The organism is Mycobacterium kyogaense (assembly GCF_003254575.1).
Classification (GTDB): Bacteria; Actinomycetota; Actinomycetes; order Mycobacteriales; family Mycobacteriaceae; genus Mycobacterium; species Mycobacterium kyogaense.
Genome location: NZ_QJUA01000002.1, coordinates 1 through 15957, shown reverse-complemented (window position 1 = coordinate 15957; position 15957 = coordinate 1). Strand labels below are relative to the sequence as shown.

Sequence of the window (15957 nt, the reverse complement as noted above, 5' to 3'; positions counted from 1 at the left end):
CTGCGATGACAGACGACCCGGGGCCCCGCCTCGTCCGCCCGTACACACTGACCGCGGGCCGCACAGACGCGGGCGTCGACGTCCCGTGGGAGGCCGCGGTCGGGCCGGCGACGCCGCCGCTGGCGTGGGACTGGCCGAGCGCGGACGTGCGGGCGCAGATCATGGCGGCCTGCGCCGCACGTCCGTCGGTCGCCGAGATCGCCGCGGATCTCCATCTGCCCCTCGGCGTGGCGCGCGTGGTGGTGGGCGACCTGGTGGTGCAGGGTTATGTGACCGTCCACGACACGCTCTCGGCGACGGCCACCACAGACGAGCGACGGGACCTGATCGGAAGGACGCTGCGTGGCCTTCGTGCACTCTAGGTCCGAGCAGCCCAGGACCGCCTCCACGAAGATCGTCGTCTCGGGCGGGTTCGGCGCGGGCAAGACCACGTTCGTCGGCGCGGTGTCCGAGATCGTGCCGCTGCGCACCGAAGCGCTGCTGACCGACGCCTCCGCAGGTGTCGACGAACTCGCCGGATTGCCGGACAAGACCACGACGACGGTGGCGATGGACTTCGGTCGCATCAGCCTCAGCGACGACCTGGTGCTGTACCTGTTCGGTACCCCCGGCCAGCGCCGGTTCTGGTTCATGTGGGATGACCTGATCCGCGGCGCGATCGGCGCGATCATCCTGGTCGACGTCCGCCGGCTCGAGGACAGCTTCGCCGCGGTCGACTTCTTCGAAGCCCGCGATCTGCCGTTCCTGGTGGCCGTCAACGAGTTCGACGGTGCGCCACGTCATCGGCTGGCGGCGGTGCGGACTGCGCTGGCGCTGCCCGAGCACGTCCCGCTGATCACCGTCGACGCGCGCAGCCGTGAGTCGACGAAGGCGGCGCTGATCGCGGTGACCGAGTACGCTCTGAGCCGGCTGGCGCCTGCCGGCTGACCATGGACGATCAGACCGACAGCGAATTCGCCGACGCGGATTTCCGCGACGAGGATTTCAGCCGGTTACGCACGGAGCGGGTCGTCTTCGACGGCTGCGATTTCTCCGGGGTCGACCTGTCGGAATCCGAACACGTCGGTTCTGCGTTCCGGAACTGTATGTTCCGTCGTACATCGCTGTGGCACAGCGTCTTTCGTCACTGCAGTTTTCTGGGTTCGACGTTCCTCGAGTGCCGAATCCGGCCGGTGACGTTCGTCGAATGCGATTTCACACTCGCGGTCCTCGGGGGAGCGGACCTGCGCACGGTCGAGCTGTCGGATTGCCGCCTGCGGGAGACCAGCCTCGTCGGCGCCGACCTACGACGAGCGGTGCTGGCCCGCGCCGATCTCACCGGGGCCCGGGTGCAGGGCACCCGCCTGGACGAGGCGGATCTGCGTGGGGCGCGTGCTGATCCGACGTTCTGGACGACGGCGTCGCTGCGCGGCGCCAAGATCGACATCGAGCAGGCGCTCGCCTTCGCCGCCGCGCACGGTCTCGACATCCACGGCGGCTGATCAGCTCCCGGTGCTGACCGCGCGCGTCACCAGATCGGCGATCGTTCGGCAGTACGCGGGCTCCACCGGCGCGCTGCTGTAGAGCGCTAACGTCTGCAGCGGCGCCGTCAGCAGCTGCAGCACATGGATGGCCCGCAACTCGAGGTGGATCTCGCCGCGTTCGGCGGCCCGCGTGAGGATTGTCTCCATGACCGGCACGTGGCGGTCCAGGAACATCTGTCGGGTCTCGTCGTCGACAGTGTGTGACTTGCTGTCGATGACGAGCATCCGCGCGATGCGGCGGCCCACCTGCTCGTTGAGGTAGTGCCCGACGGACACCGCGAGCTCGGTCAAGTCCTCGGCGAGGCTGCCCGTGTCGGGCGTCCGGATGGCGCTGGACGTCGAGCTGGTCAGCGCATCGACGACCAGATCGCGCGGGCTGTGCCACAACTGACCGATCTGTTCGGGGGCCACACCGCAGCGGTGCGCGACACCCTCGATGCTGAAGCGGTCCACACCCCACTGCTGCAACTCCGTCAACGCCGCGTCCAGTGCCACGGCGCGGATCGCCGCATCGCTGTTCGTCACACAACCCCCCTCGCACGCCCCGCCCCGAGTCTATTGCGTTCGGAAGGGTCGCCAGTGCAGAGGTTTTGCCGCCCGACCTCTAAGCGGTGACTTTTCGCGCGACTCCTCGCAGGCTCGTCGTCACGCGGCCTTGAGGCGGATCCTCCACCTGACGAAACCGACGTACACCACGCTGATGAGGATCAGCATCGCCATGTCGAACAGCCACGCGCCCGACGTGTGCTTCCAGTGGTCGTCCTGCGGAGTCAGCGGTCCGGGCACCAGCCGGATCAGATCGACCGTCGACGCGGACGCGGCGAAGCCCCAGCGTGCCGGCGTCGCCCACGACATCTGGTCGAGCACGAGCCGGTCGGTCACCGGGATCATGCCGCCGGAGAACACCAGCTGGCTCATGATCGCGACCACGAGCAGCGGCATGATCTGCTCGGCGGAGCGGGCCAACGCCGACAGGGCCAGGCCGACCATCGCCGCGGCGACGGTGGTGAACGCGATGTCGACGAACAACTCCAAGCTGCGGTTGCCGATCACGTTGCCGGCCTCCACGGCGCCGGGCCCCCAGCCCTTGCCGATGATCGCGATGGCAGTCACGATCGCCGACTGCACCACCGCGAACGCGGTGAACACCACCATCTTGGCCAGCAGATACGCCGACGTCGACAGGCCGACCGCCTGTTCGCGCCGGAAGATGGCACGCTCGCCGATCAGCGCGCGGATCGTCAGTGCGGTGCCCATGAAGATCGCGCCGACATTGAGCATCACCAGGATCTGGCCGGGCTCGTTGGGGGCTTCACCGCCCTCGAGCGCCGTCTTCGGCACACCGAAGCCGACGTCGCCCGGCACCGACAGCGACAGGATGCCCATGATGAACGGCAGCAGCATCAAGAACGCGAAGTAGCCACGGTCGGACACGACCAGCCGGATCTGCCGTCGCGCGATCGTGGAGAGCTGCCTGCGCAAGCTGGTGCGGGTGGGGTTGCCGAGCTCCGACGGTGTCAGCGCCGGCGGCTGGGGCGGCGGTGGACCGTGCTGGTCCAGGTAGCGCTGCGCGGCCGCGTCGGGGTCGCCGGCGACGGTGGAGAAGATGTCGGCCCAGTTCGTGGTGCCCATCGACGGGCCGATCTGGTTGGGCGGTCCGTAGAACGCGGTCTTGCCGCCCGGCGCGAGCAGCAGCACCTGGTCGCACACGTCCAGATAGGTGAGGGAGTGCGTCACCACCAGGACGACGCGGCCGGCGTCGGCGAGCTGACGCAGCATCGTCATGACCTGCCGGTCGAGCGCGGGGTCCAGCCCGGAGGTCGGCTCGTCGAGGATCAGCAGCGACGGGCCGGTCAGCAGTTCCAACGCCACCGAGGCGCGCTTGCGCTGGCCACCGGAGAGCTTGTCGACGCGGGTGTCGAGATGCTTGGTCATCTCGAGTTCCTCGAGCACCTCGTTGACGACCTGTTCCCGGTCGGCCTTCGTGGTGTCCGGCGGCAGCCGAAGCTCCGCGGCATACATCAACGCCTGGCGCACGGTGAGCTGGCCGTGCACGACGTCGTCCTGCGGCACCATCCCGATCCGGGAGCGCAGCGAGGCGTACTCGGCGTGCACGTCGTGGCCTTCGAACGACACCTGGCCCGTCGTCGGATGCGTGTAGCCGGCGACCAGGCGGGCGAAGGTCGACTTACCCGCGCCGGACGGGCCGATCACCGCGGTCAGGGTGCCCGGCCGCGCCGAGATCGAGATGTTGTCCAGCAGCGTTTTGTTGTTCTCGATCGTCCACGTCACGCCGTGCACTTCCAGGCCGCCGGTCGCCGTGGCGGCGGCGGTCTCGGTGCGCCGGACCAGTGCGCCGCCCCGGAAGACCAGGTCGACGTTGCCGATGGTCACGGTGTCGCCGTCGGAGAGCAGCTGCGTCTCGACGCGCGAGCCGTTGACGAACGTGCCGTTGATGCTGCGGTTGTCCCGGATCTCGGTGCCCGCGCCCGTCGTGACCAGGGTGGCGTGGTGACGGGATGCCAGCACGTCGGGGATGACGATGTCGTTGTCGCTGGCGCGGCCGATCTTCACCGAACCCGGCGGCACCTCCGGCGCCCGGCCGGGACGCAGGATCTTGAGCATGCTGGTGGCGATGTTGCCGTCACCGCCGGAGCGGGGCGCCGCGGCAGGCCCCATCTGGGTGACCGACTCCATCGCCGGCGACGAGATCGGCTGCTGCTGTACGGGGCGCGATGACGGCGGTGGCGGGGGGTAGCCGGTGCGTGGTCCGGTGGTCGGGTAGGACCGCCCGCCGGGTGGACGAGTGGATGGTGGCCCCGGTTGGGTGGCCGTCTGGCTCGGCCACTGCCCGCTGGGGCGGCTCGCGACCGGGACGGCGGTGGTCGGGGGTGGGGTGCCCGCCGAGCCCTGATGCTTGCCCACCTCGAAAGTCAGCAGCGGGCCGTCGGGATTGCCGATGTGGATCTGGGCGCCGTCGTTGATGTCGACGACGGGCACCCGCCGGCTGTTGACGAACATCCCGTTGAGCGAACCGTTGTCGATCGCGAGCCAGCGGCCCTGGTCGAAACGCAGCACGAGGTGTGCGCGAGAGATCAGCGGATGAGCGATGCGGACGTCGGCGCGCAGGTCCCGGCCGACGACCACGTCGTTGCCGGCTGCGAAAGTGCGGGTGGACCCGTCATAACGCACGGTCAGCGCAGGAGGTGCAGATCGGGTCACAGAGCCGCTCCGGCGGCGACAATAGACATCGCGCGCAACTCTATCGGTAGGCCCCGCTCATCGAGTACCTCGCGTGACCCTGTGGGCGATCTGTGGCCGGGCTGTTATCTCGCTGTTCCCTATCCGTGCGCGCGACACGCCCATCGTGTGCAACCTGAAATGTCCTGTGAATAGCGGCAATAGCGGGCGCTGAATCAACGCAGGGACGCGCACCGCATTTTAGAGGTAAACCTCTACTTTAGGGTGGAGCAATGCCGCGGCCCGCCCGATACACCGTCGACGTCCTCCTCGACGCAGCGGCGGACCTGTTGGCCGTCGACGGACCCGGTGCGGTCACCATGTCGGCGGTGGCGCGCAGCACGGGCGCGCCGAGTGGCTCGGTCTACCACAGGTTCCCGACCCGCGCAGCGCTGTGCGGAGAGCTGTGGGTGCGCAGTGAGGAGCGACTGCAGGAGGCGCTGCTGGCAGCTCTCGCCACGGATGACGAGCCGGCGCAACGCTGCATCATCGGTGCACTCTCCGTGCTCGCCTGGTGCCGCGCCCATCCTGTCGAGGCCCAGGTGCTGCTGACCGGGCCCGGACAACTCGGGCTCGGCGAGTGGCCCGAGAATCTCGTGGGACGCCGGAAACGCTTGCAGCGCAGGCTCAAGAAGGTGCTCGGCGAGATCCCGGGTGACTCCGCGCGGGTGAGCGCGGCGGTGATCGACGTGCCGTACGCGATCGTGCGACGTCATCTGGGCGCGCGCCAGGCGATCCCCGCGAGTGCCGATGCGATCGTCACCGATTGCGCGCAGGCGCTCACCGCCCCGAGCTGACCGGCGACGGCGAACCCGTCACGACGCAGTGGGTGTGGCTGTAGATGGTCGCCATGCACTGGTTGCAGTGCGTGCACAGTGATGTGACCGCCGCACCTTCGGCCCGGATGCGATTGATCAGGTCCGGTTCGGCGAGCAGGGCCCGCCCCATCGCGACGAAGTCGAAGCCCTCGGCCATCGCCAGGTCCATGGTCTCGCGATTGGTGATGCCGCCCAGCAGGATCAGCGGCATCGAGAGCTCGGCGCGGAACAGCCGGGCATCGCGCAGAAGGTACGCCTCGCGGTAGGGATACTCGCGGAAGAACTTTTTGCCCGTCATTCGGATGCCCCAGCGCAGTGGCGGCTTGAAGGCGCCCGCGAACTGCTTGACGGGTGCATCGCCGCGGAACAGGTACATCGGGTTGACCAGCGAGCTGCCCGCCGTGAGCTCGATGGCGTCCAGGCCGCCGTCTTCCTCGAGCCACTTCGCGGTCTGCAAAGCCTCCTCGGTCGAGATGCCGCCGCGAACACCGTCGCTCATGTTCAGCTTCGCGGTCACCGCGATCGGCGTGCCCGCTTTCTCCACAGCCCGACGGACGGCGAGGACGGTGCCGCGGGCCACCTTGGCCCGGTTGGCCAGTGAACCGCCGAACTCGTCGTCGCGCCGGTTGATCAGCGGTGACAGGAACGAGCTCGCGAAGTAGTTGTGGCCGAGGTGCACCTCGACGGCGTCGAAGCCGGCGTCGATGGCCATCCGGGCGGCCTGGGCGTGCGCCTCGGTGATGTCGGTGATGTCGTCGCGGGTGGCCCGTTTGGCGAAGCGCATCGACAGGGGATTGAAGAACCGCACCGGGGCGTAGGCGGTGGTCCCGTTGGACCGGGAGTTGGCCACCGGGCCGGCGTGACCGATCTGCGCGCTGATCTTCGCGCCTTCGGCGTGCACGGCATCGGTGAGCTTGCGCAGCCCGGCCATCGCCTCGGGCCGCCAGTAGATCTGATTCCCCTCGGTGCGTCCGCCCGGGGCGACGGCCAGGTAGGCGACGGTCGTCATGCCGACCCCACCCGCAGCGGGCAGCCGGTGATAGGTGATCAGGTCCTCGGTGACCAGAGCGTTCGGCGTCGCGGCCTCGAACGTCGCTGCCTTGATCACGCGGTTGCGCAGTGTGATGGGACCCAGCGAGGCTCCAGTGAACACATCGCGGACAGTTGTCATGTCGAAGAGCCTGTCACAATGATCGCCGTGGGTGCGATCACTTTGGACGGTAAGGCCACGCGCGACGAGATCTTCGTCGACCTCACGGCGCGCACGGCGCGCCTCGTCGAGGCCGGCCACACCCCGGGGCTGGGCACCGTCCTCGTCGGCGACGACCCCGGATCCCAGGCCTATGTGCGCGGCAAGCACGCCGACTGCGCGAAGGTCGGCATCACCTCGATCCGCCGCGATCTGCCCGCCGACATCAGCCAGGCCGACCTGATGGCCACGCTCGACGAGCTCAACGCCAACCCCGAGTGCACCGGATACATCGTGCAGCTGCCCTTGCCGCGGCACCTCAACGAGAACGCGGCGCTGGAACGGATCGACCCCGGCAAGGACGCCGACGGACTGCACCCGATGAACCTCGGCCGGCTCGTGCTCAACGAGCCGGCGCCGCTGCCCTGCACCCCGCGGGGCATCGTCCACCTGCTGCGCCGCTACGAGGTGGAGATCGCCGGCGCCCACGTCGTGGTGATCGGCCGCGGCGTCACGGTCGGCCGTCCGCTCGGACTGCTGCTCACCCGCCGCTCGGAGAACGCGACGGTGACGCTGTGCCACACCGCGACTCGGCACCTGCCCGAGATCGCCCGTGAGGCCGACATCATCATCGCCGCAGCGGGCGTGCCGCACATGGTGACCGCCGAGATGGTGCGGCCCGGGGCCGCCGTCGTCGACGTGGGTGTCAGTCGCGACGCCGCCGGCAAGCTCGTCGGCGACGTGCATCCCGACGTCTGGGACGTGGCCGGGCACGTGTCACCCAACCCCGGCGGCGTCGGCCCGCTCACCCGGGCGTTCCTGCTCACCAACGTCGTCGAGCGCGCCGAGGCTGCCGCCGCGTCGTGAGGGCGACCCGCAGGCTGTTCACCGGGCAGTGGCCGATCCTGATCGTGGGGCTGTCGCTGCTGGCCGCATTCGTGCTGGTGGCGGCCGGTTACTGGCGCCGGGGTGCGTTGGTGATGGCGATCGCGGTGGGCATGGCGTCGGCGCTGCGGCTGACCTTGCCGGAAGACCGTGTCGGTTTGCTCGCCGTGCGCAGCCGCACGGTCGACGTCGCCACCACGGCGGCAGTCAGCGCGATCATGCTCTACATCGCCTGGACGATCGATCCCCTGGGTACCAGCTGATCGTTTCCTGTTTGCTGACCCGTCTGTCGCCCGTCGGCTCGCCGGAATGCCGCCGGGCACCGATGTAAGCCACGCGTCGGTGACGGCCCACAGTCGTCCGAGCATCCAGCGCCCCAGCCGGTGCTCGAGCATTGCCGGCCGCTGGCGGAACTTCCGGTGGCTGCGCGGCCGGTGATCGTGAGGCGGCGCGCCGTCGGCCGGACGGCCTGGAAAGTGGCACGAACCGGCGCCCGCGACGCGGCTCACCGCGGCGCCGCCGAGGCCTGATGGCGCAGGCCACGAGGCTCCGGCGGCCCGAAAAATCAATCGGTGAACAAATGTTTCGTTACTGGCGGGTAGGGATACCCCAGCATCGTCCTCATCGGTGTGACTGCAGTCACACCGACTTCTGCGGAGCGCATCAGGGGTGATCCATGGCCGGAGTGGTCAAAACGGTGGCGCGGTGGTCCAAGAAACCGGCCCGTGACGTCGAAGCACCGAGCGGGGGGTGGGTGAACATGGTCCGCGGGCTCGCCGCCCGCGCCACGACTCCACTTCTCCCGGACGACTATTTGTCTTTGCTCAATCCGCTGTGGTCGGCGCGTGAGCTGCGCGGCGAGATCGTCGAGGTCCGCCGGGAGACCGACGATTCGGCCACCGTGATCATCCGGCCGGGCTGGGGCTTCGCCCGCGATTATCAGCCCGGCCAGTACGTCGGAATCGGGTTACGCGTCGACGGCCGGTGGCACTGGCGGTCGTACTCGCTGACCTCGGTACCCGAACCGGACCGTGACGAGATCTCGATCACGGTGAAGGCCACCCCGGAGGGATTCCTGTCCACCCACCTCGTCGACGGGGTCGAGCCGGGCACGATCATTCGACTGGCCGCGCCGCAGGGCGAGTTCACGCTGCCCGATCCGCCGCCGGAATCGCTGCTGTTCATCACCGCGGGCAGTGGCATCACGCCGATCATGGCGATGCTGCGGTCGCTGCGGGCCCGCGGCCAGGCGCCCGACATCGTGCACATCCACTCGGCGCCGTCGGCCGAGTCGGTGATCTTCCACGACGAACTGCGGGAGTTGGAGAACGAGCAGCGCGGCTACCGCCTGCACCTGCAGCTCACCCAGGAGGACGGCAAGGTCGAGCTCACCGAACTCGACCAGATCGTGTCGGACTGGCAGAAGCGATCCGCATGGGTGTGCGGGCCGTCGGCGATGCTCGACGCAGCCGAAGAGGTGTGGGAAGAACACGACCTGGCCGACCAGCTGCACATGGAGCGGTTCACGATCGCGGCCACCGACAAAGGCGGAGAAGGCGGCACCGTGCACTTCGCGATCTCCGACAAGTCCGTCGAGATCGACGGTGCGACAACCATTTTGCAGGCCGGCGAGGACGCCGGGCTTCAGATGCCGTTCGGCTGCCGGATGGGTATCTGCCAGACCTGTGTGCTCCCGCTCGAAGAGGGGCACGTCCGGGACATCCGTTCCGGGCAGGAACACGGTGCGGGCGACCGTATCCAGACATGCATATCCACCGCCTCCGGTGACTGCACCATCAAGATCTGAGGAGAGAACCCATGGCGATCACCGACATCAAGGCCTACGCGCACCTCACCGAAGAGGACGTCGAGAATCTCGCGGCCGAACTCGACCAGATACGCGCCGACATCGAGGAATCCCGCGGTGAGCGCGACGCCCGGTACATCCGGCGCACCATCCAGCTGCAGCGTGCGTTGGCGGCGGGCGGCCGCATCTCACTGTTCGCGAGCAGCAGTCGAATCGCCCGGGTGGCCGGCACGGCAATGCTGGCGACGGCGAAAATCATCGAGAACATGGAGCTCGGCCACAACATCACTCACGGCCAGTGGGACTGGATGAACGATCCGGAAATCCACTCGACCGAATGGGAATGGGACACCACCTCACCGTCGGTGCAGTGGAAGAAGTCGCACAACTTCATCCACCACAAGTACACGAATGTCGTTGGGCTCGATGATGACATCGGCTACGGCATCATGCGGCTCACGCGTGATCAGCGCTGGGAACGGTGGATGATCGGCAACCCGATCTACAACCTGCTACTCGGGACGTTCTTCGAATGGGGTGTGGCCCTGCACGGCGTCGAGGTGACGAAGTACCGCAAGGGTGAGAAGTCCAGGGGCGAGGTGCTGCGAGACCTCAAGGTCATCGGCCGCAAGGTCGGCAAGCAGGTCGGCAAGGACTACATCGTCTTCCCGGCGCTGACCGGAACCAACTGGAAGCACACGCTCAAGTGCAATGCGGTGGCCAACTTCATTCGCAACTACTGGGCGTACATGGTGATCTTCTGCGGTCATTTCCCCGACGGCGCAGAGAAATTCACCGAAGAGGAGTTCGAGAACGAGACCCGCGGCGAATGGTACCTGCGCCAGATGCTGGGCTCGGCGAACTTCCACGCCGGTCCCGTCATGGCATTCATGAGCGGCAACCTCTGCTACCAGATCGAGCACCACATGTTCCCGGATCTGCCGAGCAACCGGTACGCCGAGATCAGCGTGCGAGTCAAAGATCTGTGCGAGAAGTACGACCTGCCGTACACCACCGGCCCGCTGCTGCGGCAGTACTGGCAGTCGTTCTGGACGATCCTCAAGCTCGCGCTGCCGGACAAGTACCTCAAGGCCCCTAGCGACGACGCCCCGGAAACGGCCTCGGAGCGGCGATTCGGCCGCGTCGAACCCACCCCGGGAACGCCGAAGCGTGGGCTGCGCACCGCACTTCGGGAGCGCGCCCGGGCGGCGTAGGCCTCAGGACAGGGTCGCGCGCACGCAGACGGTGACGTACGGCAACGCAAGGCCCGTGGAGTTCGCCAGAGCCGGGTGCGTGGACAGCAGTTCGCGCACCCGGTCCAGCGTGCGGGTACGCACCTGCTCGGGCGAGGTGATGCAGTAGCTGCGGGAGGCCACCAGGTCGATCAAGGCCTGCGGCGTCAGGTAGCTGGTCCATTCGACCTGGTGTCGCGACACATCGGCGAACGGTGCGGGCAGCTCCACCGTCTGCGTGAACGGGTCGACCTCGTGGCCGATGATCTGCCCGAGATCCTTGACCCAGCCGGATCTTTCGTCGCGGTTGTTCCACACCATGCCGAGCCGTCCGCCGGGACGTAGCACCCGGGCGATCTCCTCGACCGCGCGAGCCGGGTCGAACCAATGCCAGGCTTGGGCGACCAGCACGGCGTCGACACTGTTGTCCGGCAGAGGGATCTCCTCGGCGGTGCCGAGCAGCGCGGGCGTGTCGGGAAGTGACACGCGCAGCACTTCGAGCATCTCCGGAATGGGATCCACGGCGACGACGTCGAGGCCACGCTCGACCAGGCGCGTGGTCAGCTTTCCGGTGCCCGCGCCGAGATCCAGCACGGTGTGTGCGCCGTGGGGAAGCAGCCAGTCGATGGCCTCCGGCGGGTAGGACGGGCGGCCGCGCTCGTAGGCGGCGGCCTCGGCGCCGAAGGACAGCGACCGTCGCTGTGCCGAACCACTCACCGGCCGGCCAACTCCAGTGTGCGTCGGATCAGTACGCCCACCGCATCGGTCTCCACCAGGAAGCCGTCGTGCCCGAACTCCGACTCGACGACGTCGAGCCCGTCGCAACCCGGCAGGAGATCCGCCAATTCCTGTTGCAGCCGCAGCGGATACAGCCGGTCGGAGGTGATGCCACCCACGACGGTGGGCACCGGGCAGCCCGCCAGGGCGGCTGCCACCCCACCGCGTCCGCGGCCGACGTCGTGACTGGACAGGGCGTCGGTCAGCGCCACGTAGGTGCCGGCGTCGAAGCGCGACACCAGCTTTCGGCCCTGGTACTCGAGGTAACTCTGCACGGAGTACCGGCCACCCGCGGTGGGGTCTTCACCGGGTTGCGCATCGTTGCCGAACCGCTCGTCGAGCTCGGTCTCGCCGCGATAGGTCAGGTGGGCGAAGCGACGGGCGATCTCCATGCCGGCATCGGGTGAGCGCCCGGTGTCGTGATAGTCGCCGTTGCACCAATTCGGATCCGAGGTGATCGCGGCGACCTGCGTGCTCTGCGTACCGATCTGGTCGGCCGTGGCCCGCGCGCCGACCGCGAGGACCAGCGCCGCGCGGACATCGTCGGGGTGACTGACGATCCACTCGAGGGCGCGGGCGCCACCCATGGAGCCACCGATCACAGCCGCGACATCGGAGATGCCCAGCCGTTCCAGCACCGCGACATCGGCGGCCACCTGGTCGCGGACCGTTGTCGCCGGAAACCGTGAGCCCCAGGCTTTTCCGTCCGGTGCGATAGTGCTCGGCCCGGTCGAGCCGCGGCAGCCGCCCAGCACGTTGGTCGAGATCGCGCACCAGCGATCGGTGTCGATCGGGGCGCCGGGGCCCGCCACGCCGTCCCACCACCCGGCAGTCGGGTGGTCGGGGCCCGCCGGACCGGTGATGTGCGAATCGCCGGTGAGCGCGTGCAGCACCACCACCACGTTGTCCCGCTCCGGCGAGAGCTCACCCCAGCGCTGCACCGCGATCGAGACGTCGTCGAGCACCGCGCCGTTCTCGAGAGTGAGCGATCCGATGTCGACGATGCCGATCTCGCCTTCGGGCGGCAGCGCCACGCGATCGTTCACCACATCCATGACGGTCACGTCTGCACCTCGAGCAGCTGCGCATCGGCGGTGCCGCCGGCGCGCTGCGCCGCGGCGAAGCCCCTCTCGAGGTCGGCCAGGATGTCGTCGATGCCTTCGATGCCGACCGCGAGTCGCACCAGCCCGGGTGTCACGCCGGTGGCGAGCTGCTCGTCGGCCGAAAGCTGTTGATGGGTGGTGGACGCCGGGTGGATCACCAGCGAGCGCACGTCACCGATGTTGGCGACGTGGCTGTGCAGCGTCAACGCGTCGACGAACGCCTTGCCCGCGGGCACACCGCCTGCCAGCTCGAACGCCAGGACCGCGCCGGTCCCCTTGGGCGCCAACTTCTTTCCCACCTCGTACCAGGGTGAGCTGGGCAGGCCCGCGTAGTTGACGGACATCACGGCGTCGTGGCCGGCCAGGTACTCGGCCACCCGCTGGGCGTTGGCGACGTGACGCTCCATGCGCAGGCTCAACGTCTCCAGGCCCTGGGCGATCAGGAATGCGTTGAACGGCGATGCGGCCGAACCCAAGTCGCGCAGCAGTTGCACGCGGGCCTTGAGCGCGAACGCCGGTGCGCCGAGTTCGGCGAACACCACGCCGTGGTAGCTCGGGTCCGGTTCGGTGAACCCGGGGAAGCGCCCGTTGGTCCAGTCGAAAGTGCCGCCGTCGACGATCACGCCGGCGATCGCGGTGCCGTGCCCGCCGAGGTACTTCGTGGCCGAATGCACGACGATGTCGGCGCCGTGGCGCAGCGGCTGGATCAGGTACGGCGTGGCGATCGTGTTGTCGACGATCAGCGGCACCCCGGCTTCGTGGGCCACCGCGGAGACCATCGGGATGTCGAGCACGTCGATCTGCGGATTGGAGATCGTCTCGGCGAATAAGGCTTTGGTGTTGGGGCGCAACGCCGCTCGCCACGATTCGGGGTCGTCGGGGTTGTCGACGAAGCTGACCTCGATGCCGAGCTTGGGCAGCGAGTAGTGGAACAGGTTGTAGGTGCCGCCGTAGAGCCGCGGGCTCGAGACGATGTGGTCGCCGTTCTGAGCCAGGTTGAGGATCGCGAACGCCTCCGCGGCCTGCCCGGAGGACACGAACAATGCCGCGACGCCGCCCTCGAGAGCGGCGATGCGCTGCTCGACGACGTCCTGGGTCGGGTTCATGATGCGCGTGTAGATGTTGCCGGGCTCGGCCAGCCCGAACAGCGCTGCGGCGTGGTCGGTGTCGCGGAATGCGTAGCTGGTGGTCTGGTAGATCGGCAGTGCCCGCGCCCCGGTGGCGGTGTCGGGTGCCTGGCCGGCGTGGACCTGTTTGGTTTCGAACGCCCACCGACTGGTGGGGTCTTCCTGAGCATCACCGAACTCATCGAGGCTCATCGATGTCTCCTCCGTGAACGGGGGGCCCGTTTCACAGCGGACCCGCGCTTGCCTTATAGCCGTATTCGGCTACTCAACCTGGTCGTCTCCCGGGGCACCCCACCGCGGTTGGAGGGTTGCCGGCCAGCAAGCCGGGGCTTGACGCTGGCACTCATGACCGTGACGAAGAATAACGCACCCGGCGGATCGGGTGCCACCGGGTTCAGCTGATGGCGCGCTGCGGGCCGGTCTGTTCGTCGAGGAATTCGCGGATCACGTCGGCGATCCGCTCGGGCGCCTCGAACATCGGAATGTGGCCGACACCGTCGAGTGTGGTGAAGCGGGTGGATCGAGGCAGATGTTTGCGGAAGTGCGCGGTGAACCGCGGGTGGGGGAGCACCCGGTCTTTCTCGCACACCACCAGATAGGTGGGCGTCGAGGAGTCGGCGAGCTCCATCAGCCCCGGCATCAACAGCGCCTTGACCAGCAGCTGGTAATAGGCCGGGCAGTGTCGGACGTCGTCGATGATCTCGAGGATGTCGGCGTCGGTGATGCCGTCGGGGCGGGCACTGACCGGGACGCTGGTGAGGAATCGAGCGCCGGGCACCTGCGCCGCGCGCGCTCCGAGCAGCTTGGCCACCACCCAGACGGGCATGCCCAGCACGAACTTTGCCACGATCTCGTACTTCGCCGGGGTCCAGCGGTGCCACCCGCCGGCCGGGGCGATGCCGACCAGGGACCGGGCCCGGTTGCGGCGTTCGAGTTCGAAGGCCACCCAGCCGCCGAGCGAGTTGCCGACGATGTGGGCGCTGTCCCACCCGAGGCGGTCGAGGTGGCGCTCGATGTCGTCGGCGAGGGTGCCGCTGTCGAGCAGCCAGGAGCGGTTGGGGCTGCCGCCGTGGTGGCCTGCCATCGTCGGCGCGTACACCTCGTAGCGGCCGGTGTCGGCCAGCGCCGGGGCGACGTCTTTCCACACGTTGTTCGACATCATGAACGGGTGCAGGAGCAACACCGGTTCCCCGGAGCCGAGGTGGATGGGCGCGCGTTTGCTCATAGCGCCCGACCCTAAGGTGATACCGCCGGTACCGCAAGAACGGCCGCTAGGGTCGACGGCCGTGACGCGTCCCCTCACGATCAGCACAGTCAACGTCAACGGCATCCGTGCCGCGATCAAGCAGCGCTCGGACGACAACCGCGGCCTGCTGCCGTGGTTCGCGCAGACCGACGCCGACGTGGTGTGCCTGCAGGAGACCCGCGCCGACGACGACCAGGTGGCCGAGGCGCTGGCGCCGCTGCTCGCCGACGGCTGGCACCTGGCCTCGGCCGCGCCGCACGTCAAGGGTCGCAACGGCGTCGCGGTGGTGTCCCGGACCGTCCACGACGAGGTGCGGATCGGCTGCGGCGCCGACGAGTTCGCCGCCCACGGCCGCTACATCGAGGTGGACACCGGCGGTGTGACGGTGGGCAGCGTGTACTTCCCGACCGGTGAGGCCGACACCGAGCGGCAGCGGGAGAAGGAACGCTTCATGGCTGCAGTGGCGCAGCGGATGTCGGCGCTGCGCGCCGACGGCCGCGATGCGGTGCTGTGCGGGGACTGGAACATCGCGCACACCGAGCACGACATCAAGAACTGGAAGGGCAACGTCAAGAAGGCCGGTTTCCTGCCCGAGGAACGCCAGTGGCTGACCGAGCTGCTGGCCACGGGATGGGTGGACGTGGTGCGGGCGGCGCATCCGGACCAGCCCGGGCCGTATGCGTGGTGGTCGTGGCGGGGTAAGGCGTTCGACAACGACGCCGGCTGGCGCATCGACTACCACCTGGCCACTGCGGGGTTGGCGGCGCGCGCGGCCGGGGTGCGCACCGAACGGCCCGCCGCGTATGCGCTGCGCTGGTCCGATCACTGCCCCGTGACGGTCACCTACGCGTGATTTCGGCGTGGTTGCCGTCGCTGAGCGACGTGTTCTGTTCGGGGACATCGCTGACAGTTGTATGTCTCGGGACATCGCTGACACCTGAGTAGGGCTGGACCAGCATGGTTCATGGCCCAGAAGGTGACGGCGATGGATATCCGGATGGCGGCTGCCC

Annotated in this window: 16 protein-coding genes and 1 riboswitch; of the genes, 9 read left to right on the top strand and 7 right to left on the bottom strand. The window is 68.4% G+C overall.

The features are described from left to right. Window positions 1-5 precede the first annotated feature (5 nt). The 3 genes from DMB80_RS02060 to DMB80_RS02050 are packed head-to-tail and all read left to right on the top strand — an operon-like array spanning window position 6 to window position 1481. Window positions 6-362 (top strand): DUF742 domain-containing protein, encoded by a 357-nt coding sequence (locus DMB80_RS02060; protein ID WP_046361724.1) that lies wholly within the window; start codon window positions 6-8, stop codon window positions 360-362. After that, on the top strand, window positions 352-927 hold the full coding sequence (locus DMB80_RS02055; protein ID WP_046361752.1) for a GTP-binding protein: 576 nt from the start codon (window positions 352-354) through the stop codon (window positions 925-927). The genes DMB80_RS02060 and DMB80_RS02055 overlap by 11 nt, the downstream gene beginning before the upstream one ends. A 2-nt stretch (window positions 928-929) precedes the next feature. Continuing rightward, window positions 930-1481, top strand: coding sequence for a pentapeptide repeat-containing protein (locus DMB80_RS02050; protein WP_111508361.1), 552 nt, complete (start codon window positions 930-932; stop codon window positions 1479-1481). Here the strand turns inward: DMB80_RS02050 and DMB80_RS02045 are convergent, their stop codons facing one another. Both DMB80_RS02045 and DMB80_RS02040 read right to left on the bottom strand, forming a co-directional pair. Next, window positions 1482-2048: a TetR-like C-terminal domain-containing protein gene (locus DMB80_RS02045; RefSeq protein ID WP_111508360.1), complete on the bottom strand. Its 567-nt coding sequence runs from the start codon at window positions 2046-2048 to the stop codon at window positions 1482-1484. A 120-nt stretch (window positions 2049-2168) separates the two neighbouring features. Next, window positions 2169-4745 (bottom strand): FHA domain-containing protein, encoded by a 2577-nt coding sequence (locus tag DMB80_RS02040; protein WP_111508359.1) that lies wholly within the window; start codon window positions 4743-4745, stop codon window positions 2169-2171. 251 nt (window positions 4746-4996) lie between these two features. Here DMB80_RS02040 and DMB80_RS02035 point away from each other — a divergent pair, with 251 nt between their 5' ends. After that, complete coding sequence (locus tag DMB80_RS02035; protein WP_111508358.1) at window positions 4997-5560, top strand: TetR/AcrR family transcriptional regulator; 564 nt, start codon at window positions 4997-4999, stop codon at window positions 5558-5560. On the opposite strand, the gene DMB80_RS02030 is transcribed toward DMB80_RS02035, so the two are convergent. After that, window positions 5544-6752: an NADH:flavin oxidoreductase gene (locus DMB80_RS02030; protein WP_111508357.1), complete on the bottom strand. Its 1209-nt coding sequence runs from the start codon at window positions 6750-6752 to the stop codon at window positions 5544-5546. The two genes, DMB80_RS02035 and DMB80_RS02030, sit on opposite strands and share 17 nt — an antisense overlap. 27 nt (window positions 6753-6779) lie before the next feature. Here DMB80_RS02030 and DMB80_RS02025 point away from each other — a divergent pair, with 27 nt between their 5' ends. From DMB80_RS02025 to DMB80_RS02010, 4 genes are all read left to right on the top strand, one after another. After that, complete coding sequence (locus tag DMB80_RS02025; protein ID WP_205538481.1) at window positions 6780-7637, top strand: bifunctional methylenetetrahydrofolate dehydrogenase/methenyltetrahydrofolate cyclohydrolase; 858 nt, start codon at window positions 6780-6782, stop codon at window positions 7635-7637. Next, window positions 7634-7918: a DUF3017 domain-containing protein gene (locus DMB80_RS02020; RefSeq protein WP_046361717.1), complete on the top strand. Its 285-nt coding sequence runs from the start codon at window positions 7634-7636 to the stop codon at window positions 7916-7918. The genes DMB80_RS02025 and DMB80_RS02020 overlap by 4 nt, the downstream gene beginning before the upstream one ends. Before the next feature lie 413 nt (window positions 7919-8331). Further along, complete coding sequence (locus tag DMB80_RS02015; protein ID WP_111508355.1) at window positions 8332-9462, top strand: ferredoxin reductase; 1131 nt, start codon at window positions 8332-8334, stop codon at window positions 9460-9462. A gap of 11 nt (window positions 9463-9473) precedes the next feature. Continuing rightward, the gene (locus tag DMB80_RS02010) at window positions 9474-10676 is read left to right on the top strand and encodes a fatty acid desaturase family protein (RefSeq protein ID WP_046361715.1); all 1203 of its coding nucleotides are present in this window, start codon (window positions 9474-9476) and stop codon (window positions 10674-10676) included. A gap of 3 nt (window positions 10677-10679) precedes the next feature. Here DMB80_RS02010 and DMB80_RS02005 read toward each other — a convergent pair whose 3' ends face one another. From DMB80_RS02005 to DMB80_RS01990, 4 genes are all read right to left on the bottom strand, one after another. Next, window positions 10680-11411 (bottom strand): class I SAM-dependent methyltransferase, encoded by a 732-nt coding sequence (locus tag DMB80_RS02005; protein ID WP_111508354.1) that lies wholly within the window; start codon window positions 11409-11411, stop codon window positions 10680-10682. Continuing rightward, on the bottom strand, window positions 11408-12526 hold the full coding sequence (gene metX / locus DMB80_RS02000) for a homoserine O-acetyltransferase MetX (protein ID WP_205538502.1): 1119 nt from the start codon (window positions 12524-12526) through the stop codon (window positions 11408-11410). Before metX ends, DMB80_RS02005 begins: the two co-directional genes overlap by 4 nt. A 5-nt stretch (window positions 12527-12531) precedes the next feature. Beyond that, window positions 12532-13893: a bifunctional o-acetylhomoserine/o-acetylserine sulfhydrylase gene (locus tag DMB80_RS01995; protein ID WP_111508352.1), complete on the bottom strand. Its 1362-nt coding sequence runs from the start codon at window positions 13891-13893 to the stop codon at window positions 12532-12534. Between the two features lie 39 nt (window positions 13894-13932). Continuing rightward, a riboswitch (SAM riboswitch) is annotated at window positions 13933-14052 on the bottom strand. A gap of 43 nt (window positions 14053-14095) precedes the next feature. Further along, the gene (locus tag DMB80_RS01990; RefSeq protein WP_111508351.1) at window positions 14096-14926 is read right to left on the bottom strand and encodes an alpha/beta fold hydrolase; all 831 of its coding nucleotides are present in this window, start codon (window positions 14924-14926) and stop codon (window positions 14096-14098) included. A gap of 61 nt (window positions 14927-14987) precedes the next feature. Here DMB80_RS01990 and DMB80_RS01985 point away from each other — a divergent pair, with 61 nt between their 5' ends. Then, complete coding sequence (locus DMB80_RS01985; RefSeq protein ID WP_111508350.1) at window positions 14988-15800, top strand: exodeoxyribonuclease III; 813 nt, start codon at window positions 14988-14990, stop codon at window positions 15798-15800. Window positions 15801-15957: the final 157 nt, after the last annotated feature.

Bases quoted from the DNA above. Each gene is read 5' to 3' on its own strand.
- DMB80_RS02060 (WP_046361724.1), top strand. From the start codon at position 6: ATGACAGACGACCCGGGGCCCCGCCTCGTCCGCCCGTACACACTGACC.
- DMB80_RS02050 (WP_111508361.1), top strand. From the start codon at position 930: ATGGACGATCAGACCGACAGCGAATTCGCCGACGCGGATTTCCGCGAC.
- DMB80_RS02035 (WP_111508358.1), top strand. From the start codon at position 4,997: ATGCCGCGGCCCGCCCGATACACCGTCGACGTCCTCCTCGACGCAGCG.
- DMB80_RS02030 (WP_111508357.1), bottom strand. From the start codon at position 6,752: ATGACAACTGTCCGCGATGTGTTCACTGGAGCCTCGCTGGGTCCCATC.
- DMB80_RS02015 (WP_111508355.1), top strand. From the start codon at position 8,332: ATGGCCGGAGTGGTCAAAACGGTGGCGCGGTGGTCCAAGAAACCGGCC.
- DMB80_RS02010 (WP_046361715.1), top strand. From the start codon at position 9,474: ATGGCGATCACCGACATCAAGGCCTACGCGCACCTCACCGAAGAGGAC.
- metX (WP_205538502.1), bottom strand. From the start codon at position 12,526: ATGGATGTGGTGAACGATCGCGTGGCGCTGCCGCCCGAAGGCGAGATC.
- DMB80_RS01995 (WP_111508352.1), bottom strand. From the start codon at position 13,893: ATGAGCCTCGATGAGTTCGGTGATGCTCAGGAAGACCCCACCAGTCGG.
- DMB80_RS01990 (WP_111508351.1), bottom strand. From the start codon at position 14,926: ATGAGCAAACGCGCGCCCATCCACCTCGGCTCCGGGGAACCGGTGTTG.